The 22,191-nt window shown below is 42.9% G+C and carries 20 protein-coding genes; 5 read left to right on the forward strand and 15 right to left on the reverse strand.

What is annotated here, in order from left to right; translation table 11 throughout:
* Positions 1-17 precede the first annotated feature (17 nt).
* The 3 genes from actP to acs all read right to left on the reverse strand — a co-directional run bounded on the left by actP (position 18) and on the right by acs (position 4,099).
* Positions 18-1,667: a cation/acetate symporter ActP gene (gene actP / locus BDE27_RS05625; RefSeq protein WP_099131868.1), complete on the reverse strand. Its 1,650-nt coding sequence runs from the start codon at positions 1,665-1,667 to the stop codon at positions 18-20.
* Complete coding sequence (locus BDE27_RS05630) at positions 1,664-1,975, reverse strand: DUF485 domain-containing protein (RefSeq protein WP_099117453.1); 312 nt, start codon at positions 1,973-1,975, stop codon at positions 1,664-1,666. Before BDE27_RS05630 ends, actP begins: the two co-directional genes overlap by 4 nt.
* A 168-nt stretch (positions 1,976-2,143) precedes the next feature.
* Positions 2,144-4,099 carry an acetate--CoA ligase gene (gene acs / locus BDE27_RS05635; protein WP_099131867.1) on the reverse strand — a complete coding sequence of 652 codons (1,956 nt, stop codon included), beginning with the start codon at positions 4,097-4,099 and terminating at the stop codon, positions 2,144-2,146.
* 380 nt (positions 4,100-4,479) lie between these two features.
* Here acs and sodA point away from each other — a divergent pair, with 380 nt between their 5' ends.
* Complete coding sequence (gene sodA / locus BDE27_RS05640; protein ID WP_099131866.1) at positions 4,480-5,106, forward strand: superoxide dismutase [Mn]; 627 nt, start codon at positions 4,480-4,482, stop codon at positions 5,104-5,106.
* A gap of 130 nt (positions 5,107-5,236) precedes the next feature.
* The gene (gene yiiM, locus BDE27_RS05645) at positions 5,237-5,908 is read left to right on the forward strand and encodes a 6-hydroxyaminopurine reductase (protein ID WP_099131865.1); all 672 of its coding nucleotides are present in this window, start codon (positions 5,237-5,239) and stop codon (positions 5,906-5,908) included.
* Between the two features lie 60 nt (positions 5,909-5,968).
* On the opposite strand, the gene trpS is transcribed toward yiiM, so the two are convergent.
* From trpS to pilM, 11 genes are all read right to left on the reverse strand, one after another.
* Entirely contained in the window at positions 5,969-7,003 is a 1,035-nt protein-coding gene (gene trpS, locus BDE27_RS05650) for a tryptophan--tRNA ligase (RefSeq protein ID WP_099131864.1), read from the reverse strand.
* Between the two features lie 4 nt (positions 7,004-7,007).
* Entirely contained in the window at positions 7,008-7,730 is a 723-nt protein-coding gene (locus BDE27_RS05655; RefSeq protein WP_099131863.1) for a phosphoglycolate phosphatase, read from the reverse strand.
* On the reverse strand, positions 7,730-8,404 hold the full coding sequence (gene rpe, locus BDE27_RS05660; protein ID WP_099131862.1) for a ribulose-phosphate 3-epimerase: 675 nt from the start codon (positions 8,402-8,404) through the stop codon (positions 7,730-7,732). The genes BDE27_RS05655 and rpe overlap by 1 nt, the downstream gene beginning before the upstream one ends.
* Positions 8,405-8,463: 59 nt before the next feature.
* Positions 8,464-9,282 (reverse strand): adenine-specific DNA-methyltransferase, encoded by an 819-nt coding sequence (dam, locus tag BDE27_RS05665; RefSeq protein ID WP_099131861.1) that lies wholly within the window; start codon positions 9,280-9,282, stop codon positions 8,464-8,466.
* Between the two features lie 85 nt (positions 9,283-9,367).
* The gene (locus tag BDE27_RS05670) at positions 9,368-10,312 is read right to left on the reverse strand and encodes an SPOR domain-containing protein (protein ID WP_099131860.1); all 945 of its coding nucleotides are present in this window, start codon (positions 10,310-10,312) and stop codon (positions 9,368-9,370) included.
* A 259-nt stretch (positions 10,313-10,571) separates the two neighbouring features.
* Positions 10,572-11,669, reverse strand: a complete 1,098-nt coding sequence (gene aroB, locus BDE27_RS05675; protein ID WP_099131859.1) for a 3-dehydroquinate synthase — start codon at positions 11,667-11,669, stop codon at positions 10,572-10,574.
* Positions 11,670-11,714: 45 nt separating this feature from the next.
* Positions 11,715-12,236, reverse strand: a complete 522-nt coding sequence (aroK, locus tag BDE27_RS05680) for a shikimate kinase AroK (RefSeq protein WP_038237472.1) — start codon at positions 12,234-12,236, stop codon at positions 11,715-11,717.
* 443 nt (positions 12,237-12,679) lie between these two features.
* Positions 12,680-13,738 (reverse strand): secretin N-terminal domain-containing protein, encoded by a 1,059-nt coding sequence (locus BDE27_RS05685; RefSeq protein WP_099131858.1) that lies wholly within the window; start codon positions 13,736-13,738, stop codon positions 12,680-12,682.
* Positions 13,735-14,274, reverse strand: a complete 540-nt coding sequence (locus BDE27_RS05690; RefSeq protein WP_099131857.1) for a hypothetical protein — start codon at positions 14,272-14,274, stop codon at positions 13,735-13,737. Before BDE27_RS05690 ends, BDE27_RS05685 begins: the two co-directional genes overlap by 4 nt.
* Positions 14,264-14,815, reverse strand: a complete 552-nt coding sequence (locus BDE27_RS05695) for a PilN domain-containing protein (RefSeq protein ID WP_099131856.1) — start codon at positions 14,813-14,815, stop codon at positions 14,264-14,266. The genes BDE27_RS05690 and BDE27_RS05695 overlap by 11 nt, the downstream gene beginning before the upstream one ends.
* The gene (gene pilM / locus BDE27_RS05700) at positions 14,812-15,660 is read right to left on the reverse strand and encodes a pilus assembly protein PilM (protein ID WP_099131855.1); all 849 of its coding nucleotides are present in this window, start codon (positions 15,658-15,660) and stop codon (positions 14,812-14,814) included. The genes BDE27_RS05695 and pilM overlap by 4 nt, the downstream gene beginning before the upstream one ends.
* 222 nt (positions 15,661-15,882) lie before the next feature.
* On the opposite strand from pilM, the gene mrcA reads away from it, so the two are divergent.
* A complete protein-coding gene (mrcA, locus tag BDE27_RS05705) occupies positions 15,883-18,414 on the forward strand; it encodes a peptidoglycan glycosyltransferase/peptidoglycan DD-transpeptidase MrcA (protein ID WP_099131854.1) in 2,532 nt (843 codons plus the stop codon).
* A gap of 323 nt (positions 18,415-18,737) precedes the next feature.
* On the opposite strand, the gene nudE is transcribed toward mrcA, so the two are convergent.
* Positions 18,738-19,289, reverse strand: a complete 552-nt coding sequence (nudE, locus tag BDE27_RS05710; protein ID WP_099131853.1) for an ADP compounds hydrolase NudE — start codon at positions 19,287-19,289, stop codon at positions 18,738-18,740.
* A 411-nt stretch (positions 19,290-19,700) separates the two neighbouring features.
* Here nudE and BDE27_RS05715 point away from each other — a divergent pair, with 411 nt between their 5' ends.
* Together BDE27_RS05715 and hslR are read left to right on the forward strand one after the other, a co-directional pair.
* On the forward strand, positions 19,701-21,755 hold the full coding sequence (locus BDE27_RS05715; protein WP_244208712.1) for an IgaA/UmoB family intracellular growth attenuator: 2,055 nt from the start codon (positions 19,701-19,703) through the stop codon (positions 21,753-21,755).
* Positions 21,736-22,155, forward strand: coding sequence for a ribosome-associated heat shock protein Hsp15 (hslR, locus tag BDE27_RS05720; protein ID WP_099131851.1), 420 nt, complete (start codon positions 21,736-21,738; stop codon positions 22,153-22,155). Before BDE27_RS05715 ends, hslR begins: the two co-directional genes overlap by 20 nt.
* Positions 22,156-22,191: the final 36 nt, after the last annotated feature.

Here is a 22,191-nt window from a genome sequence, read left to right on the forward strand (position 1 = left end):
AAATAATTAACCAAAAGCTAATGTGCTTTCCCTTGTTCGATACCAATACCTGTTTGCGAACGAATAAACTGACTGCGAAACATTTCCTTTTCCTGCATTCCTTGTGCGGAAGTATCGGTAATTGAAGATAACCAAGTTCCGATAAATGCTATAAACATGGAAAACAGAGCTGGATATTCATAAGGATAAATGGGTTTCTCATGACCAAGAATACTAACCCAGATCGTAGGGCCTAGGATCATTAATACAACTGCTGTCAGTAATCCCAACCATCCACCAACTAATGCTCCACGTGTAGTCAGCTTGCTCCAGTACATTGACAATAAAATGATAGGGAAATTACAACTTGCAGCAATGGAGAAAGCCAAACCAACCATAAAAGCAATGTTTTGTTTTTCGAACAAAATACCCAAGCCAATAGCAACTAACCCCAGAATAACGACAGTAATTTTTGAAACTTTTAGCTCATCTCGTTCATTAGCTTGTCCCCGTTTAATCACATTGGCATAGAGGTCATGAGATACTGCGGAAGCGCCTGCCAATGTTAGCCCTGCTACTACAGCTAAAATAGTGGCAAAAGCAACAGCAGAGATAAAACCAAGGAAAAAATCACCGCCAACGGCATTTGCCAGATGGACAGCTGCCATATTTGTACCACCAATTAATGCGCCAGTTGCATCTTTGAATGAAGGATTGGCGCTGACTAGTAGAATTGCACCAAATCCGATAATAAACGTCAGGATATAAAAATAGCCAATAAAGCCGGTTGCATAGAAAACACTTTTACGGGCTTCTTTAGCATCACTGACGGTAAAAAACCGCATGACAATATGGGGTAATCCCGCAGTACCGAACATTAATGCCAATCCTAGAGAGAGGGCAGAGATAGGATCAGATACCAATCCTCCAGGGCTCATAATGGCAGGCCCAAGAGAATGTACCGCAATGGCCTCTTTAAATAGGGTATGAAAATTGAAATTAACCGTTTTCATGACCATCAGGGCCATGAATGTTGCTCCTGCCAGCAACAAAACTGCTTTAATAATCTGGACCCATGTTGTCGCCAGCATTCCGCCAAATAATACATAAAGCACCATCAAAATGCCGACCAAAACAACAGCGACGTAATAATTCAATCCGAATAGTAACTCGATCAGTTTTCCAGCTCCGACCATCTGAGCTATTAGATATAACGCAACAACAACTAACGAACCCATTGCGGATAAGGTACGGATAGGTCGCTGCTTCAGCCGATAAGAAGCGACATCAGCAAAGGTGTAACGCCCCAAATTTCTTAATCTTTCGGCGATGAGGAATAGAATAATTGGCCAGCCAACGAGAAAGCCAATGGAATAGATCAACCCATCATAGCCAGAGGTATAAACTAACGCTGAAATTCCCAGAAATGAGGCGGCTGACATATAGTCACCTGCTATTGCCATACCATTCTGGAATCCAGTAATACGTCCGCCAGCGGTATAGTAATCTGAGCGTGAAATAGTCCGCTTTGAAGCCCAGTAAGTAATGCCAAGCGTTAACCCGACGAATAACAGAAACATGATAATTGCCTGAATATTCAGAGGTTGTTTCTCTACATTACCTGAAATGGCATTTGCTTGGGCTAGGATAGGAAAGAGGGAAGAAAGTAGTAATACGATTTTTTTCATTTTCTTACCTCGTTGAGAATAGTTGACGTCAGACGATCAAATTCACCATTCGCCCTGACTACATAAACTCCGGTTAGTATAAAAGAGATGAAGATGATCCCAACTCCTACAGGGATCCCCCGCGTCATACTGGTATTTTCATGAAGTTGTGTTCCAAGCCATTCAGGAGCAAAAGCAATAAGGAAAATAAAACCAACATAAAGCACTAACATAATGATGGATAACAGCCAGGCAAAACGCCCTCGCTTCTTAACTAACTCCTTAAAGCGGGGATTATTTTCAATCTCTTGATAAATGTCGTCACTCATTGGAGTATCTCCTTGCTGATTTTAAACGTTACACCTTAAGCCACCTCATGAGATACCAGATATTGGATAGCCATACCCAAGGAATTCCTGATGATTAGCCACGTCCCTGTACGGCTCCGTACTTTTGGTGATGCGTTATTCAAGCCGCCTTGCGGCGGCGCATATGTTTTACGACATGTTGATGGATTGTTTTTCTTCCAGCAGTTTTTCAACAACTCCCGGATCGGCCAGCGTGGAGGTATCTCCTAAGTTGCTGGTATCACCAGAAGCAATCTTGCGCAAAATACGCCGCATAATCTTTCCGGAACGCGTTTTGGGCAGAGAGTCTGTCCAATGAAGGATATCGGGTGTTGCAATTGGGCCGATTTCTTTACGAACCCAATCCCTGACCTCGGTATACAGTTCAGGGGAAGGCTCTTCACCATGAACTAGTGTGACGTAGGCGTAAATTGCTTGTCCTTTTATATGATGAGGGATGCCAACAACGGCAGCTTCAGCAATTTTAGGGTATGCAACCAGAGCTGATTCAATTTCTGCGGTTCCCAAACGATGGCCTGAAATATTCAGAACATCATCAACCCGGCCGGTGATCCAGTAATAGCCATCTTCGTCACGCCGAGCACCATCACCACTGAAATACATTCCCTTGAAAGTGGAAAAATAGGTTTGTTCAAAACGCTCATGATCACCATATAAAGTTCGTGCCTGTGCTGGCCAAGAATCCGTGATAACAAGATTGCCTTCACTCATACCCTCTAAAATTTCTCCAGAATTATCAACCAACGCTGGATTAACACCAAAAAATGGCAGAGTGGCAGAGCCTGCCTTGAGATCGGTCGCTCCCGGTAGCGGTGTGATCATGAATCCGCCAGTTTCGGTTTGCCACCATGTATCTACAATAGGGCATTTACTGTTGCCTATTTTTTTGTAGTACCATTCCCATGCTTCTGGGTTAATAGGTTCACCCACAGAGCCCATAATACGTAATGACGTACGTTTAGTACCTTCTATGGCTTTATCACCTTCGGCCATTAATGCCCTAATGGCGGTTGGCGCAGTATAAAGAATATTAACTTTATGCTTATCAACTACCTGACAGAGACGGTTAACTTCGGGATAGTTGGGGACACCTTCAAACATTAAAGTCGTGGCACCACAAGACAGAGGCCCATATAACAGGTAGCTATGTCCTGTTACCCAGCCTATGTCGGCTGTACACCAGTAAATTTCTCCAGGGCGATAATCAAACGTGTATTTAAACGTTAAAGATGCGTAGACTAAATAACCGCCAGTCGTATGCAGGACGCCTTTAGGTTTACCTGTAGAGCCTGAGGTATAAAGAATGAATAATGGATCTTCGGCACCTATCTCTTCGGCGGGACACTCAGCACTAACACTCTCGGTCAGTTCATGCCACCATAAATCACGACCGTTATTCCAGTTTTTAATATTTCCGGTACGTCTGAAAACAACCACATTAGTCACACCAGTAACGTCAGAATGGTTCAGTGCCTCATCAACATTTTTTTTCAATGGGATTGTGCGGCCAGCTCGCAAGCCCTCATCTGCGGTAACCACGAGCTTAGCGTTGGAATCGATAACTCGACCAGCGATGGCGTCAGGAGAGAAACCACCAAAAATTACGGAATGGATCGCGCCGATACGGGCACAGGCTAACATTGCAACGGCGGCTTCTGGCACCATTGGCATATAGATAGCAACAACATCGCCTTTTTTGATCCCCAATTTTTTCAATACATTAGCAAATTGGCAGACGTCATGATGTAATTCTCGATACGTAACATGGCGGGATTCTGCAGGATTATCTCCTTCCCATATAATGGCTGTTTGATCACCACGCTCTTGCAAATGGCGATCAAGACAGTTGGCACTTAGGTTCAGGGTGCCATCTTCAAACCAGCGGATGCTGATATGCCCGGGATCGAAAGAGGTATTTTTGACCTTGGTGTAGGGCCTAATCCAGTCAACTACTTTACCTTTTTCACCCCAGAAGCCCTCTGGGTCTTGCAATGACCTTTGATAGTCATGTAGGTACTGTTGCTTGCTTATCAGGGCCGTATCTGCAATATCAGCAGGAATAAGATGCTTGATTATTTGAGTCATATTTTTATCTCCTTGCAATTGTTAATACTATGTCAAAACAAGGTTAACTAAACTGTGAGAAGAATTTTTGTTTCTTTTTTGCGCGGAAGATCACGCAATAAAGAGAATGAATTTTATGGAATGATCATTTAATGCTGTAGGTTTAAGCAAGACTAAGTAATGAGTTTATTATTTTAATTGGATTTATATTCTGTTATTTAAGTTTATTATTGATATTTTTATCTATGAGAAGGCATGAAACGTGAATGTATAAAGGAAACCATAGAGATAACATGGAATTGATAATCATTTTCATTATTGTTCAATTCACTATAATAATCATGTTGTTCACAAGGTGTGAGCTTTATATATTCTAAATTCTAAACAACTGGAGATATGATATGAGCCATTCATTGCCTTCTCTACCTTACTCTTATGATGCGCTAGAGCCTCATTTCGATAAACAAACGATGGAAATTCACCATACTAAACACCATCAGACGTATGTCACTAACACGAATACTGCTCTGGAAGCCTTTCCAGAATTAAGCAAACTTGATATCGATGATCTCATTCAGCAGCTTGATAAAATTCCAGCCGATAAACGCACTTTTATTCGCAACAATGCGGGTGGTCACTCAAACCATAGCCTGTTTTGGAAAGGCTTAAAATTAGGCACAGTATTGGATGGTGCTTTGAAAATCGCGATTGAGCGTGATTTTGGCAGTATTGACAGCTTCAAGGAAAAATTTGAACAAGCAGCAGCAACTCGCTTTGGCTCTGGCTGGGCATGGTTGGTACTGAAAGAAGATGGCAAACTTGCTGTTGTTTCAACAGCCAATCAGGATAGCCCGTTAATGGGTGAAGAAATAGCGGGTGCTTCTGGTTACCCGATTGTGGGTCTGGATGTATGGGAGCATGCCTATTACCTGAAATATCAGAACCGCCGTCCTGATTACATCAAAGCATTTTGGCATGTAGTAAACTGGGATGAAGCGGCAAAACGTTACGAAGAAAAAACTAAATAATCCATCCTATTATTTTTTCATAAGAATGCAGGTCATGGCTGTGATCTGCATTCTTATTGTCTGCAATCTTGGTTATTATGCCTGGATAATACGTGTTCATCTTCACTAGCTCACTGAGAGGGAATAAAGAATGTATTATCCACAAATATATAGAGGCAAAATATCATCGTCAGAAACACTGGGGTTCAGTGCGATCAATAAACTGGTGGTGAATGGTCGTTTACAGCTAACCTCTCTTGGGCTAGAAGGCGATGAACAAGCGGAAACTCGTTTTCATGGTGGAGCTGATCGTGCGCTTTGCCATTATCCGACAGAGCATTACCTATTTTGGAAAAGACAATTTCCTGAATTGATGGAATTATTTGTCTCTCCCTTGTTTGGTGAGAATATATCCACTGAAGGAATGACGGAAGATGATGTCTATATTGGTGATATTTTCCAATGGGATGAAGCTCTGATTCAAGTAACTCAACCACGTTCTCCTTGTTATAAACTCAACTTTATTACAAACATCAGTGAGTTTGCTGCGATGATGCAAAATAATGGGCGTTGTGGTTGGTTATATCGTGTTATCTCTCCTGGATTGGTGAGTGCCGGTGAACCGATAAAACTGTTAAGTCGTAATAGCGATGTTTCTGTTAAGGAAGCAATTTCCATTGCTTTTCATAACCCATTTGATGAAGAGCTGTATCGTCGTTTAATGGGGGCTGCTGGATTGTCTGCCAGTTGGAATCTGACGATGCAAAAACGCATATTGCATGGAAGAATTGAGGATTTTAATCGTCGTTTATTCGGTAAGTAACGGAATCTATATGCCAAAGGGGGAAATGGATACCCTTTGGCATTCACATAAGGTTGGCTGTTACGGATGAGCGATCAAACCTACCGCTTCATAGACTTTATCCAAGGTTACCTGGGCACGAGCCTGAGCCTTGGCCGCACCTTCTGCCATGATTTGGTTAAGTAAGGCTTTATCGTTACGGAAATGATGGAAACGTTCTTGTAAGCCTGTCAGCATTTCGCTTACGGCATCTGCGACAGCTCCTTTCAAATGACCATACATTTTACCTTCAAACTCGGCTTCTAATTCAGGAATAGTTTTACCTGTTACACCAGCGAGAATATCCAGTAAGTTGGAAACGCCTGGTTTATTTTCCTGATCGTAACGTACGCAAGGTGGTTCATCAGAATCGGTAACTGCACGTTTAATTTTCTTAGTGACGGATTTAGGGTCTTCCAACAGGGCAATGACGTTATTGCGGTTATCATCCGACTTCGACATTTTCTTGCTCGGATCTTGCAATGACATGACACGTGCGCCACCTGTTGGAATGAATGGCTCTGGAACAGTGAAAATATCGCCGTATAAAGCGTTAAACCGTAGCGCTAAATCACGGGTTAATTCAAGGTGCTGCTTCTGGTCGATGCCTACAGGGATCTGATTGGCCTGATAAAGCAAAATATCAGCAGCCATGAGAACCGGATAATCAAACAAGCCAGCATTGATATTTTCTGCATGACGGGCTGATTTATCCTTGAACTGGGTCATGCGGCTAAGTTCACCGAAATAAGTGTAGCAATTCAGCACCCAGCTTAACTGGGAATGTTGTGGAACATGTGACTGAACGAAGATGGTACTTTTCTTTGGATCAATACCACAGGCAAGGTAAAGTGCCAGCGTATCCAGCGTGCGTTTTTTCAGTTCATTGGGATCTTGACGCACGGTAATGGCATGTTGGTTAACGATGCAATAGATGCAATCGTATTCATCTTGCATTTTAACCCACTGACGTAACGCTCCCATATAGTTACCGATGGTTAATTCACCGGAGGGTTGTGCGCCGCTGAATACAATAGGTTTTTGGGAGTTTGGTTTCATTGCAGTGGGTTCATTCATTTTATTAAGCTTCCTGTATTTTCAAACTGGATAATGGGTTCAAAGTGGATAGTCCAATAGTTGGGAGTAAATCCGAAAAATGGTCCAATACATAATTTGGGTGGCTTGATACTATCGACTCTCCGTAGTTATAGCCATAGGTTAAGCCAATACACGGGCAACCAGCGGCTTGTGCCGCCAAAATATCATTACGGGAATCGCCAACAAAAAGCAATTCTTCTTTATGCAAACCAAACATACCCATTGTTAGATAGAGTGGTGCGGGATGAGGCTTTTTCTCTTTAACATCGTCACCGCCTAGCACCAATGAAAAGTATTCACTGATACCTAATGATTCCAGCAATGGAGCAATAAAAGGGGTGGGTTTATTCGTAACAATCGCCATCGGCAAATGGTGTTTTGCCAGTTCTGCCAACGTCTCTTTTACCTGGGGAAATAGTTGGCTGCCTGTGGCTACGCTAGTTTCATAAAATTTATCAAACAGTTTGCGTGTTTCGCTATGCAATTCGGCAGACGGTTCTGCTCCAGCCCACTTTAATGCGCGTTCAACCATGACATCAGCACCATTGCCTATCCAGACGGCGACGTGTTCTTTGCCCGCAACAGGTAAGCCTTTGGCCATCAGAGCCTGATCCAAGGCATCAGCCAGACCGCCAGCACTGTCCACCAGTGTACCATCCAAATCAAATGCAATGGCACGAATTCCTTTTATGACGTCATTTTTCATTATGCTACCTTCGATAATTCGCGGCGCATCTCATCAATAACCGCTTTATAATCTGGCTGGCTGAAAATAGCAGAGCCGGCAACGAACATATCTGCGCCAGCTTGAGCCGCCTCAGCAATATTATTGGGTTTGATACCGCCATCAACTTCGAGACGGATATCATATCCGCTGTCATCAATGATTTTACGTACCTGACGCAGTTTTTTCAGTGTTTCTGGAATGAAAGACTGACCACCGAAACCTGGATTAACAGACATCAACAGAATCACATCCAACTTATCTAATACATAATCAAGATAGTTAAGCGGGGTTGCTGGATTGAAGACCAAGCCCGCTTTACAGCCATGTTCCTTGATAAGTTGCAGTGTGCGATCGACATGCTCACTCGCTTCAGGATGGAAAGTGATATAAGTTGCACCAGCCTTGGCAAAATCAGGAATAATGCGATCAACAGGTTTTACCATCAGGTGAACATCAATTGGCGCAGTAATGCCATAGTCGCGCAGTGCCTGGCAGACCATTGGACCAATCGTCAAATTTGGCACGTAATGGTTATCCATGACATCAAAGTGCACAACATCAGCGCCTGCTGCCAAAACCTGAGCGGTATCTTCACCTAATCGGGCAAAATCTGCGGATAGAATGGATGGGGCAATCAGAAAGTCTTTCTTCATTGTTATCTTCTCCAATTCATTGTTTTATCCCCCATTATTTCAGGGGCTGGAAACCTCAATCACTCCTGGCAGTATAACGCCAAAAGTTCATCAACTTTACTGCGGGCAAGAATATTTCTGCTTATTGTCCGGCGGGCTTTAACAATGTAAAGGGAAGCCTGATGATACCATTCCCGTGTCATCGGTGTGTCATGGTTAGATATGAGTACCGGAATGCCTTTTTGAGACGAGATATGATAGGCGATATTCGCCAGATTTTCCTGATCGAGAAGGTTAAAACTATTTGTATGATAGGCGGTAAAATTAGCCGTAGCCGAAAGTGGGGCATACGGGGGATCACAATAAATCACCGAACCCTTTGAGGCATTGTTTAATGCTATTTCGTAATGTTGGCAGATGAACGTTGCTTTCTGGGATTTTTCTGCAAACCAGTAAAGCTCATTTTCAGGAAAATAAGGCTTTTTATAGCGGCCAAAAGGCACGTTAAATTCACCTCGTGAATTATAGCGACAAAGCCCGTTATAGCAGTGGCGGTTCAGGTAAAGAAACAGCATACTGCGGCGAAAGGGATCTTTGCTTTTGTTGAACTCTTCTCTCAGGCGATAGAAGTTTTCGGCAGTGTTGAACTCCGATGAAAATAATGGACGGACATGATTAATAAATTCATCCGCACGAGATTTTACGGCATTATACAGGTTGATCAGATCGCTATTGATATCTGACAAAATGTAAGAATCATAATCGGTATTGAGGAATACCGAGCCTGCGCCAACAAATGGCTCAATCAAGCAATCTCCCTCTGGCAGATGACGTTTAATATCATCTACCAAGGGGTATTTTCCACCGGCCCATTTTAAGAAAGCGCGTTTTTTTTTCATGCCGTCAAATTAGTTATTCAATAATTTCAGAGCCGCAGATTGTACTCTGTTTAGGACAGCATATCAGCGCCTAATCAAAATAGTTTTATTTTTTCAGATCTTGCTGAACTTGTTGTAGTTTTCTGACCCAAGGCTTTTTGGCCTGAACTTCAGCAGGCAGTGAGGAAATAGCCCTTTTAGCATCAGAAACAGAACTGTAATCACCGTGGATCAAGATAAACCATGTCTTGCCATCGCGTTTAGTTTCATAAACCTTGTAATTGATAAGGTTATTTTTTTTCGCGAAGGCGCTTAAGGTATCAGAACGGCCGGCACTACTCAATTGTAGTGTGAATCGATTTGCTGGTGCTTTCAGCAGATCACCACCAGCATCGGCGACGCTCTTTTTATTGGCTTGATATTGACTAGCTGCTTTGGCGTGATTGTCTTCTCTGGCCTTATTCTCTCTTTTGGGTGGCGTAACCTTCTCTGGTTTGCTTGGCTCAACAGGTGGTGTTACCGTTGGTTTAGTGGGTTTGGCTTGCGGTTGTGTCAGATTGTTTTGTATAGAATTATTAATGGTGCTTTGTTGTTGATTCAAAGCATCAGAAATATCACCGGGTAACTCTATACGCTGGTTGTAGCCACCAGTTCCAGTTTTGGGAGGAAGATCTTTGCTTGGTGTACTATTAATTGGTGGCGGACTGATTTCACGTGCGCCATGAATTGCTGGTTCTGACGGATTTTCTTGCTCGCTGCCGGGGGAATTGGTAGAAAGTGAAGAAGAACCAGAAAGGTTAATACTCTTTTCTGCTGCATTTTGCTGTGATTGCTGTTTTTCATGCTCAGTGGGTGATTTCAATGCAGAGCTGATGGCAATAATCAGAAGCAAAAGTACCAGAATGCCAACACCGATCATTATTTGTTGGCGGGATATTGCGAGCTTAGGTTGATTGAATTGTCTTCTGGAGCGCTGAGGATTGCGATCAGAAGTATCAGGCTTTAATTCACTTTCTGTTTTTTGTTTGTTTTCTGATTTTAATTCGTCCACATGCCCTCCTAACAGAGATAATTCTGCCAATTGTTATTGAAGAGGTTTGGCAGTCTGACCTAACTAAAACTGATGATGCTTTATTTGATAATCTAGCTATTGTATAGCATAACAGCTAGAGGATAATTCATCATTCAGCTTTTATTATCAGCGCAAATTTTGCCATATCCAGAAATTCCCTTCATCCTCCGAATTGCAGCCTGGCAGTAAAATTCACTGCCAGAGCAATAAGTTGGAATTAATTAGAGAGTAAGTATATCTAGCGGAGGGAGAACTGAGATAGACGAACGGCATCCAATATAACTTTTTTCCCAATATCAGAACGAAGTTTTGCTTTCCCAATGGCTGTTGGTAGTACCAGATGCAGTTTCCCGGCAGAAACTTTTTTGTCACGCATCATATGAGGTAAATAGGCATCAGGGGACATTGCTTCAGGACCATTGATAGGTAATCTTGCTCGTTCCAGCAGGCGGATGATACGTTGGGTATCCTGTTTTGAGAATGTGCCGACAAGTTCAGATGCTCTGGCCGCCATCACCATACCCGCAGCAACAGCATGACCATGCAGCCAGACACCATAACCCATTTCAGCCTCAATCGCATGTCCAAAAGTATGACCGAGGTTTAACAGTGCCCGCATTCCACTGCGTTCTTGTTCATCAGCTGCAACAACCAACGCCTTGAGTTCGCAGCAACGACGGATGCAATAAGCCATTGCCTGACTGTCGAGAGCCAGTAATTTCTCAATATTCTCTTCAAGCCAGCTAAAGAATTCGCCATCCAGAATAATGCCGTATTTAATCACTTCAGCCAGACCTGAATATAATTCTTGAGCAGGTAATGTTTTCAGGCAATTGAGATCGACAACAACCGAAGCTGGCTGGTAGAAAGCGCCTATCATATTTTTGCCGAGAGGGTGGTTGACTCCTGTTTTTCCACCGACGGAAGAGTCAACCTGAGAGAGCAGCGTGGTGGGTACTTGGATGAAACGAACACCGCGTTGATAGCTAGCCGCGGCAAACCCCGTCATATCACCGATTACACCACCACCAAGGGCGATAAGCGTTGTGTCACGACCATGATTATTTTCCAGCAAGGCGGAAAAAATGTCATTGAGCACAAAAAGTGATTTGTGCTGTTCACCGTCAGGCAAGATAACTTCATTTACCCGAAGATCCATTCTCTGCAATGTGGATTTCACCTGTTCGAGATACAGGGGAGCAAGCGTCTCATTGGTCACTATCATGACCTGTTGACCCGCTTGCAGGGGCTTGAATGCCTCACTGTCAGAAAATAGCCCTTCGGCTATGGTAATTGGATAGCTTCTTTCACCTAACGTAACAGTCACTTGTTCCATATCAGCTTTCGCCTTATCGTTTGCCGCTGTGCGGACGCGCTATAATCAGTTTTTTTCCAGTAGTTCAATGATTTGGTTAGCGACGACTTTGGCGCTTTGCTCATCTGTGCGAATAGTCACGTCAGCAATTTCCTCATAAAGAGGATTGCGCTCATCAGCCAAATTCTCTAAAACTTCTCGTGCTGGTGCATCAACTTGAAGTAAAGGGCGTTTTTTATCGCGCTGGGTACGAGCCAACTGTTTTTCGATGGTTGTTTCTAAATAGACGACCACACCACGGGCAGACAGGCGATTGCGGGTTTCTTTTGATTTAACAGAACCCCCTCCAGTAGCCAATACGATGCCTTGTTTTTCAGTCAGTTCGTTAATTATTTTTTCTTCGCGATCGCGGAAGCCTTCTTCGCCTTCCACATCAAATACCCAGCCCACGTCAGCTCCGGTACGTCGCTCAATTTCTTGATCAGAGTCGTAAAACTCCATATTGAGTTGCTGAGCTAACTGACGACCAATAGTGCTTTTGCCGGCACCCATAGGCCCAACCAGAAAGATATTGCGTTTCTCTGCCATGTTTTTGGTATTACTAAGACTGTTTGTTAATGATAACCCGCCCCGCCAATCAGATTAGCCACGGGACCTAAACTGAAACCTCATGAGTGATAATGTGAGATCAGATAGGAAAATTATCTCAGCACATCAGCCTGTATTGCAACTATATAAATTTCGCACGAGCTGAATCATCGGGTTCATGCTTTTGCTGGCCGATTGAGAGCCTATTGTATCTACCTTCCATCCTACAACTTGCTGTTTTGCTGCAATTTGCCATCTATTGGGTATAAGCTCTTGCTTGCGATATTAGATCTGCTCACTCAATTAGTTAATCCTTGTATGCTAAATTACTCTCAGCGTCAAATCCATAAACAGGCCAGACCAAGAAAAACGGTAGGTGTTTTGACAGAAAAAACATAATTACGTTATTAATGGATTGATTTTTATATTATATTTTTCATTGATTAAATATCGGTCAGTTGAGGTGTAATAAAAATTACGAGTTCCCGGCGGCTATGTTGCTCTCCTTTTTGGTTAAATAATGCCCCCAATAGGGGCAGATCTGACAAATAAGGAACTTTTTGTAAACTTGCGGTTTTTTTCTGTTGGAAGATCCCTCCGAGAATCAAGGTCTCCCCATTTCTAATTGTAACTTGGGTTATTATCTCTTGTTTATCGATGGACAAATTTTCATTTCCTCCCTGGTTGATGGGAAAACCGGGCGCATTCTGACTAATTTTCAGTGCGAGCCGGATTTTCCCCTGCCTTAAAATATGGGGAGTAACTTCCATGCCCAATACCGCCTCTTTAAATTGAACGGTAGTTTTGTCCTTGTCCTGAACAATATAGGGAATATCAGAACCTTGCTTGATACTGGCTGTTTGCTGATGTGAAGCTGTTAGTCGTGGGCTGGCAATGATATCAAGCTGGTTTTCCTGCTCTAGTGCACTGAGTTCCAGCTCTAGTAAGTTTGCATGAATGCGGGCGGTATTCAGTACCAACCTATGGCGCTGATTGCCAGCGGGTTGATGTAGATTTAAGCGGTTTAGACCTATTGATTGATTATGTGGATCGGCGTTTACTCCCCAATGAATCCCCAATTCATGCAGGGCTTCCTGACTGCTGGTAACAATATGGGCAGTGATCTGTACTTGTTGCTGTGGGGTATCGACTTCTTTCAGCCAGTTTTTAATACGGGTAATGGCATCAAATTTATCTTCCAGGATCAGGCTGTTGGTTAAGGGATCGTGTTCAACCTTTCCCCATTTTGTCAGTAGTGCAGGATGATTTTTCTGTAATTGTTCTGCCACTTGCCCTGCGTCGGCGTATTGCAAAGTAATTGCCTGATATTCGATCTCTTGTTCTTGCTCATTTTGTTCTGCCGGAGAAAAGTCAGTTGCATTCTCTATTATCGGAGGCTGGAACGGATCTCTTATTGGCATTTCAAAATTTGGCTCTTCTCCGGTAAAACCAAATAGGGGGAATAAGAGACAGATTAGGAGAAGCAAAGGATGGCGGTTCATGATTTCTCCTCATCTGAAAAAACCATGTGAACCGTTAGGTTATCATCGGCAGGTGTAATTGTGATGTGCTTAATTAATAACGGTGGTTGCAATTTTTGAATTTCATTCAAGAAATGGAGAAATTGGCCGTAATTTAGCGACAGCATGATATGCCAGAAAACGTGTTCGTTTTCTTTGTGGATTTTCCATTCCATTAGCTGACTACCGGAATGGGTTAGTGGTGTATGCAGTCGTTTGAGTATGGTCGTATTATTTTTTGAGGATGAAAGATGGCCGTTTTGAGCAAGGCTTGTAGTCATATGCTGGATCTGCTGTTGAGTTTCAGGCAGAGATGGCAGTTCAGCAAGTTTTTGCCGGGATAGAACCGCATTGTGTTGCTGCTGCTTAATATTGCTCTGGAGAGCGTGAATCTCATACCGATTTTTCTGCCAGACTAAAAAATAGAACCCCAACAGTAGTGAGATGATGAGCAATTGTTGCAAGACAAGCTGTTGCCAGACGGGCCGATAAAACCATTCAAGATAATTATTTCTCATCGGATTCTCCCATCAACCAATTTGCATCAATGGTAAAAACCTTGAAATGATCTTCTGTCGTGGTCATTTTTCTTAGCTGTACATTGTTAAGCGAAGTATCGTCAGTCAGGTTATCCAACAAATTGGAGATATCTGTATAGTTTTGACTGCGGGCGGTAAAAATTAATTGTCCACTGTCGTCACTAAATGCAGTCAGCCAACTATTCTCTGGTAATAAATGAGGAAGTTGACGAAATAGTTGTAAATAACGTTGATTCTGTTCCATGAATATGCGTTTTTTCCGTAATTGTTGTGACAATTGTTGGTGCTGTTGCACGGCTTGGTCTGTTGCACTGATAGTTTGTTGTAATTGAGCCAATTGGTGAGTCATTTCCGTTAATTGTTCGCGATATTGTCTAATCTGGTTTGTTTGTAGCGTAGAAATAAACACCAATATTGCTGTCCACAACGTAAGTTGTAAGCAAAGTAGTGCTCCCCATGTTTGGCACTGGCGTTTGAGCCTTTTCTGCCGCCAGGGTAAAAAATTGACTTGATGCATCATTGATCACTCGGCCTGAGCGCTAAACCTGCGGCAATAATGAACGCATTCGTTTTATCTGGCAGTGGGGGATGATAATGACGGAACGCCATTAAGAGTTGCCAAATATTGGCCGATTTTGTTGATACTGATATCGCTTTTACTGATGTCGATTGCTCTTCATCGCTGTAATAAATTGCATAATTTTCTGTTCCTGGAGTCATGGGGAGCTGGTTGATGACCTGGACCAGATGGGAATCCGGTTGTGAAGTTATCAGGCCATAACCGAAAGGTCGGTTAGCAGGGGCTACCCATAGCCAGTCTGTCATACGTTTGTGAACTAACCAACTGTCGTCAGGCACTCCCGCAAGTTTGGCGACATAACGCAATGCACAGGGTGCAATATCAATGGCATCGAGAGACAAATTGATCTCAGCGAACAGATTCAGCCAGAGGTTGAGATCTTTTTGACGGGTTGCACTAATGCAAATCTGCTGACCATGAACACGATAATCCAACGCCAGATCACTGGCAGGAAATTGTTTTTCAGCATTGGCGTGCACAAACCAGCCAAGTTCCGGCTCCTGTAAAGCAGTATGGTCAGGTAAGGCGATCTGGCGCTGTAAGGTTTGCTGAACAGGGAGGGCTAATCTTAAGCTAAGATTCTTAGGTAATATTTTTCGCCATTGCATTAAAATGTGGAATAATTTTTCAGGATCTTGTAACCGCCCTCCTGAAATAATCTCGCTGGATAAGTGATATTGCCAGCAATGTCGAAGTTGCCAACCGTCACGGCGTTTAATGGCGGCAAGAGCGCGAATGTAATGATCTTGGACATCCAGTCCGATATACCATTTAGGTGGATACATATAGAGATCTCCTTATCTACTATCAACGAAAACATCAAATTAATGAAAACCTAATGAGACATGAAAGCGGGACTGGTAAAGGTGATATCTATTATTTGTACATATGGTTATTGTACATATAGTGTTGTACAACCCTTATACTAATCCCTTTATACTAAGCCTTTTATACTACGTACTGATCGTTTATAAACTGCCCGATTAACATGGCGTGAGAAATTTCAGGTGAAGTTCATAAAGTATTTTTTGATCCTTATTGTTGTTTGCATTTTATTGGGAGTTGCCTCGATTTTTGGTTTGTACAAATATATCGAGCCACAGCTTCCTGATGTTGCGACGCTAAAGGATGTCCGGTTACAAACACCTATGCAGGTGTTCAGTGCTGATGGCGAATTAATAGCCCAATATGGTGAAAAACGCCGTTTACCCCTTACCTTGTCAGAAATACCTCCCCTAATGGAGAAAGCTTTTATTGCCACGGAAGATAGCCGTTTTTATGAACACCACGGTGTTGATCCCATCGGGGTGATCCGCGCTGTTTCTGTGGTAATGACTTCCGGTCATGCTTCCCAAGGGGCGAGTACCATCACTCAGCAGCTTGCGAGAAACTTTTTTCTTAGCCGAGAGAAAACTTTGATACGTAAAGCGAAAGAGGCATTTCTGGCGATTAAGATCGAACAATTATTAACTAAGGATGAAATCCTGGAGTTGTATCTCAACAAGATCTATCTTGGCTATCGCGCTTATGGTGTTGGCGCTGCGGCTCATGTCTATTTTGGCAAGAGCGTCAACGAGTTGACATTGGGTGAAATGGCGATGATTGCCGGTTTGCCGAAAGCGCCTTCAACGTTTAACCCACTTTATTCTTATGATCGGGCGATCAGCCGCCGCAATGTGGTACTGGGAAGAATGCTGGAAGAGGGATATATCACTCGGCGTCAGTATGATGAAGCCAGAGAAGAAAAATTGGTTGCCCGTTATCACGCTCCACAAATTATTTTTTCTGCGCCTTATCTGACTGAAATGGCTCGCCAGGAAATGATCAATCGTTATGGTGAAAATGCCTATACAGATGGTTATAAGGTCTATACCACTATCACGCGCAAATCTCAGTTAGCGGCTGTAAACGCGGTGCGTTCCAATGTGATTGATTATGATGTCCGTCACGGTTACCGCGGCCCCCAGGAAGTGTTATGGAAAGCCAATCAGCCGGTATGGAGTCAAACGCAGATTATCGATAAGCTGAAAACCTTGCCCAAATATGGCCCTCTGGTGCCGGCCATTGTGACGAGCTCCAGCACTCACCAGGCACAAGTTATGCTGGTGGATGGCAACAAAGTTGAGTTGACAATGGCAGGCGTGCGCTGGGCACGTCCATTTAAAACTGACAGCTTACAAGGCGCTGTACCACATAGTGTCAATGAAGTCATTCGAGCAGGCGAACAAATTTGGATCAGAAAAGTCAATGATATGTGGTGGTTGGCTCAACTTCCCGACGTTAATGCGGCGTTGGTCTCCATCAATCCGATGAATGGTGCGATAGAAGCGTTGGTCGGTGGGTTTGATTTTGAATTGAGTAAATTTAACCGTGTGACACAATCGTTGCGTCAGGTCGGTTCCAATATCAAGCCATTCCTGTATACCGCTGCAATGGACAAAGGGCTGACGTTGGCTTCATTGCTGAATGATGCGCCAATCAGCCGTTGGGATGCCGGAGCCGGGACGGATTGGCGTCCGAAAAACTCACCACCGACTTACGATGGGCCAATTCGCTTGCGTCAGGGGTTAGGGCAATCCAAGAACGTAGTGATGGTTCGTGCCATGCGTGCAATGGGGGTTGATTACGCTGCTGATTACCTGAAGCGTTTCGGTTTACCGGGTGAAAATGTTGTACGTACAGAATCTTTAGCACTGGGTTCCCCTTCATTTACCCCGCTACAGTTAGTACGCGGTTATGCCGTGATGGCAAATGGTGGTTACCTGGTTGATCCTTACTTCATCAGCAAAATTGAAAATGATGAGGGGAAGGTACTGTTTGAAGCGAAACCTAAAATTGCTTGTCCACAATGTGAAAACATTCCGGTGATTTATGGTGAAACAGCTCGTTCCATTGAATTGTCTGAAGACTCCATTGAGAACGTGGCTCATTCTGATGTTCCGCAAAATCCAGCTTTACCGCCTCAACCGGAGTTAGAGAGCGTATCGGGAAATGTTAATGTGGATGATCAACAGTATGCTCCTCACGTTATTAGTACACCGTTGGCGTTCCTTATTCATGATGCCTTGAATACCAATATCTTTGGTGAGCCGGGTTGGATGGGAACGGGCTGGCGGGCTGCCCGTGATTTGAAGCGCCGTGATATTGGTGGCAAAACTGGGACGACCAACAGCTCAAAAGATGCGTGGTTCTCCGGTTATGGCCCAGATATGGTGGCAACAGCTTGGATTGGTTTCGATGAACATAGCAGAAGTTTGGGGCGTACTCCGGCATTAAAAGGGGAAGGTGGCGCGAAAACAGCTCAACCAATTTGGGATGATTTTATGAAAACTGCGTTGGCAGGTGTTCCTGAGAAAGTTATGGAACCCCCTGCCGGCATTGTTTCTGTCACGATTGATCGGGCTACAGGTAAGTTATCTAATGGTGGTAGCAATACCCGTAAAGAGTATTTCATTGATGGCACTCAGCCGACGGAATATGCCGTACCAGATGTGGGTACAACAGTCACTGAGAATGGTGAAAGTCGTGAACTATTCTGATTGATCTTCCTGCAATCAAAATAACGGAAATAAAAAGGCTTTGTCAGGGAACTGGCGGGGCCTTTTGTTATTTACTGGGGAAGATGATTATGATGATGCGAATTAATTTTGAAGGTGTAGTTAATTTGTGTATTTATTATTTTTAATAAACTGAGTTATTTTTCATAAATATCATTAAAATTATTACATGTATCAAATTAAACCTTACTCTATTTAGGTGTTTATTTTTTATCTCCGTATTTCACCTAAAACGAGTATAAAATTGGTATTGGGATATCAATTGCATACCCGTTTTTAAGGAATGCATTAATTAATGTTTCCCATTATTTTTTTGCTTGCAGGTATCGTTGAGCAAAAAATAGGGCGCTGACATTTCTGGCTTCGTTGAAATCGGGATGCTCCAATAGTGACATCATGTCAGAGATTGGCCAGCGTTTCTGCACTAGTGGTTCGGGTTCATCTCCTTTCAGACATTCTGGATAAAGATCATGAGCAATCATGATATTCATCTTGCTGGAAAAATAGGACGGTGCCATCGTCAATTTCGTCAACAGTTCCAATTTTCCTGCGCCGAAACCAATTTCTTCCTTCAATTCACGATTGGCAGCTTCAAAAATACTCTCGCCAGCATCAATGGCACCTTTTGGAAAACCTAATTCATATTGTTCGATACCAACGGCATATTCGTGAATCAGAACTAATTCATCCCCGATAACTGGAATAATTAGAACTGCTTCACGATTTGCCGGTTTCATTCGTTCATAAACTCGTTTTACACCATTACTGAATTCAAGATCAACAGATTGAATATTGAATAAGCGTGAGTGGGCAACGTCATTTATATTCAGTATCTTAGGTTTTTTTAGATCAATCATGCTTGCCCCTGATGGTTGTCATATACCGGATAATTGAAAATAATAATGCGCCAAATAACTTAAATATTACTGTATTTTTTAAGTGTTGTGATGAAATGGTTACGCATTCAAGCTTTGCTTTAATATGGCGGATTATGTTAGTAAATGATAGCGATTATCGCTTGAATGTATTTTTGTTGCTATCTTACTCACTCTTGCAAAAAAGACGTTAATTTATGGAAAGGTATGAGAAAAATTATATAACCTTTTGTAAATAAAATTAAAAATAGAAGACAAGAATAGGAATAGCCTGATTTTGGGTGTTTCATGAGATTGTTATTCTGCTGATCTCTGTACTGCTGTTATGAGCATGGGGAAAAAATGAACTCATTGGTCATTATATTGGCTATTTTTATCATTAGCCTGATTATAATGGCTTCCTTTCTGATTTTCAGATGGAGGCGGCTTGGTAACGCGTGTTATCTACAGTCAATGGCTAAGACTGCCAGCCGTAAACTGGATACTGATGAATACCAAGCCATAGAATCTTACTTGCGAAACGCCCGTCTTCTGATGAAACCGAATAGTAGACACAGGGCTGATTATCCGGTACTCCCTGTTAAACATGATGATGTTTATACCATCACGCATCCTATTAGCCGTTTTTCTGCTGCAACGGATGGGGAGCACCATTGGCGCTACTATCTTGGTGAAACAGAAATACATTTGCCTGTGTTGTTTGAGCCATTTATCAAACAGCGGAATACGATTGAGATTGTTCGAACCTCATCAATACCGCTTGTCATCGCGGTTAATGGTCACTTTTTGCAAGATTATCAGCAAGATCTGTTCATCACGAGAGTAACGGTAAAAACCGAACATGCCTCCATTCAAAAAAATGGTAATTCGAGTGCTAAATTACTGCATATCCGCAAGGAGACATTAGAAGAATATCGTTTGCGGAAATCAACGGGCATTCAGGGAAGCGTCCTGATGTGTGTTGGTTTATCACTGTGGTTTGTGGCTCTTTTTGTGCCCATTCCGATGTTGCCGTGGTTAATGCTGGTGGCGTTTTTGTTTATTCTAGGCGGTTTTTGGTCACATTTTCGATTGCCCTCTAGTCGAAAATTAGCCAATATCCATTGTTTCAATGGCATTCCGAAACGATGGGGAATATTTAGCGAGTTTGAGCCGGAGCAAAGAAAGAATATCTCTCTGGGCGGTATTGATCTGGTTTATCCCGTACATTGGGAGCCTTATATTTCCCATGATCTTGATCAGAATACCGATATTGATATTTACACCAACTGCGATGTTGTGCGGCAGGGGTGCTATCTCTCTTTGCATGAAGAAGAGAAGCACTATCCTTATCAGCGTAGTAGAAAGAATGTGATGTTGGTGGCTTTCTCTGTATTTGTCATGCTGTTGCTTTACTTTTATCAACCGGTGAACTTATCCATGCGGCTTAGTTTTGCCTGGTTATATGGCAGTAATACCAAGGTCATTACCAGCTTCTATGAGCTACAAAATATGCCGTTGAAGGAAGGGGATGTATTAAAGGTCAAAGGTGTTGGGATGTGCTATGTTCCCCCCAATATCATGCCCAAAGCGAATATTACAATATTCGCACCATTTGATTGTGTGGGTATCTATTGGAATAGTGAAATTCCATTACCTATGCTGGAATCTGAAGTTGTCGAAAGTGCTTCAGCACTGATTACAGCGGTTGGTGAGCAATTACATCCAGTTGAACGTAAAAGTAATCCTAGCCTGAACGCAGCCATTGCCAAATCGGGCATGACCATGCTGGACAATTTTTCACAAATCATTTTGAAAACACAAAAGTTGTGCCAGAACGATGCTGATTGTGGCCGTTTGAAAAATGCATTGGTCAATTTGGGAAATGCCAAAAGTTGGGACAAACTGTTAAAAGCCGCTGAAAGCGGCAAGCTGGACGGAACTAAGGTATTGTTGCGTTCTATCAGTGCCGATGCGTTGGAAAAACTGGTTGATTCCACTACCGCATCATTTATCTATCGGGAGATCGATAAAATGGTCATTCTTATAAACAGTCCATCTCCGGGAGGCGTTTTATTGCTGAGTGATGAGGGGAAAACCTTAGTTGAATACCCGATGCGGACACAATACATATACGAACACTCAGCTTTAGATCGATGGCGGGAATTACAGGGGCTTTTAGAGCTGTTGATGAAGACACCATTTGAAACGGAGGGAATTGTGACAAAATTGTCAGAAGATCCCAACGGGACTCGTCATATCGTGTTGCACCGTGAACCGGATTCCACGTCGATTATTCGTTATCTGGGAGGTTGTTTGCTACTGATGATCTTGTTGGTAACGTTGATCATCAACGTCATATTGATTATCAAGAAAAAGCAGAAAAACCGGCGGCGTCTCCAACATATCACCCAGTACTACGATAGCTGTTTTAATAAGAGAAATATCCATGCAGAATTCAGACACTGATCAGGCTGTTCGCCTTGATAAATGGCTGTGGGCTGGTCGTTTTTATAAAACCCGTTCCATTGCGCGTGAAATGATTGAAGGGGGAAAAGTTCATTATAATGGGCAACGGAGTAAGCCGAGTAAGTTGGTTGAATTGAATGCAGAGATTAAACTGCGTCAGGGAAATGATGAAAAAACGGTGATCGTCTTGGCATTGTGCAGTCACAGACGGAGTGCTACCGAAGCCCAGCAGCTTTATCAGGAAACGGCAGAAAGTATTATCAATAGGGAAAAAATGGCATTGGCTCGTAAAATGAATGCACTCACGATGCCACATCCCGATCGCCGTCCAGACAAAAAAGAACGGCGTACACTGATAAAATTCAAGAACGCAAAATTAAATGAGTCGGGAGATACTTAATCGATTTTAAGCTGTATCCAATAAAAATAGGCAACT

This window comes from Xenorhabdus ehlersii, from assembly GCF_003610465.1.
Lineage (GTDB): Bacteria > Pseudomonadota > Gammaproteobacteria > Enterobacterales > Enterobacteriaceae > Xenorhabdus > Xenorhabdus ehlersii.

What these genes read in the sequence shown, in the direction of transcription:
- actP (WP_099131868.1), bottom strand. Translation starts at nt 1,667, where the DNA reads ATGAAAAAAATCGTATTACTACTTTCTTCCCTCTTTCCTATCCTAGCC.
- BDE27_RS05630 (WP_099117453.1), bottom strand. Translation starts at nt 1,975, where the DNA reads ATGAGTGACGACATTTATCAAGAGATTGAAAATAATCCCCGCTTTAAG.
- acs (WP_099131867.1), bottom strand. Translation starts at nt 4,099, where the DNA reads ATGACTCAAATAATCAAGCATCTTATTCCTGCTGATATTGCAGATACG.
- sodA (WP_099131866.1), top strand. Translation starts at nt 4,480, where the DNA reads ATGAGCCATTCATTGCCTTCTCTACCTTACTCTTATGATGCGCTAGAG.
- yiiM (WP_099131865.1), top strand. Translation starts at nt 5,237, where the DNA reads ATGTATTATCCACAAATATATAGAGGCAAAATATCATCGTCAGAAACA.
- trpS (WP_099131864.1), bottom strand. Translation starts at nt 7,003, where the DNA reads ATGAATGAACCCACTGCAATGAAACCAAACTCCCAAAAACCTATTGTA.
- BDE27_RS05655 (WP_099131863.1), bottom strand. Translation starts at nt 7,730, where the DNA reads ATGAAAAATGACGTCATAAAAGGAATTCGTGCCATTGCATTTGATTTG.
- rpe (WP_099131862.1), bottom strand. Translation starts at nt 8,404, where the DNA reads ATGAAGAAAGACTTTCTGATTGCCCCATCCATTCTATCCGCAGATTTT.
- dam (WP_099131861.1), bottom strand. Translation starts at nt 9,282, where the DNA reads ATGAAAAAAAAACGCGCTTTCTTAAAATGGGCCGGTGGAAAATACCCC.
- aroB (WP_099131859.1), bottom strand. Translation starts at nt 11,669, where the DNA reads ATGGAACAAGTGACTGTTACGTTAGGTGAAAGAAGCTATCCAATTACC.
- aroK (WP_038237472.1), bottom strand. Translation starts at nt 12,236, where the DNA reads ATGGCAGAGAAACGCAATATCTTTCTGGTTGGGCCTATGGGTGCCGGC.
- BDE27_RS05685 (WP_099131858.1), bottom strand. Translation starts at nt 13,738, where the DNA reads ATGAACCGCCATCCTTTGCTTCTCCTAATCTGTCTCTTATTCCCCCTA.
- BDE27_RS05690 (WP_099131857.1), bottom strand. Translation starts at nt 14,274, where the DNA reads ATGAGAAATAATTATCTTGAATGGTTTTATCGGCCCGTCTGGCAACAG.
- BDE27_RS05695 (WP_099131856.1), bottom strand. Translation starts at nt 14,815, where the DNA reads ATGATGCATCAAGTCAATTTTTTACCCTGGCGGCAGAAAAGGCTCAAA.
- pilM (WP_099131855.1), bottom strand. Translation starts at nt 15,660, where the DNA reads ATGTATCCACCTAAATGGTATATCGGACTGGATGTCCAAGATCATTAC.
- nudE (WP_099131853.1), bottom strand. Translation starts at nt 19,289, where the DNA reads ATGATTGATCTAAAAAAACCTAAGATACTGAATATAAATGACGTTGCC.
- BDE27_RS05715 (WP_244208712.1), top strand. Translation starts at nt 19,701, where the DNA reads ATGGCTTCCTTTCTGATTTTCAGATGGAGGCGGCTTGGTAACGCGTGT.
- hslR (WP_099131851.1), top strand. Translation starts at nt 21,736, where the DNA reads ATGCAGAATTCAGACACTGATCAGGCTGTTCGCCTTGATAAATGGCTG.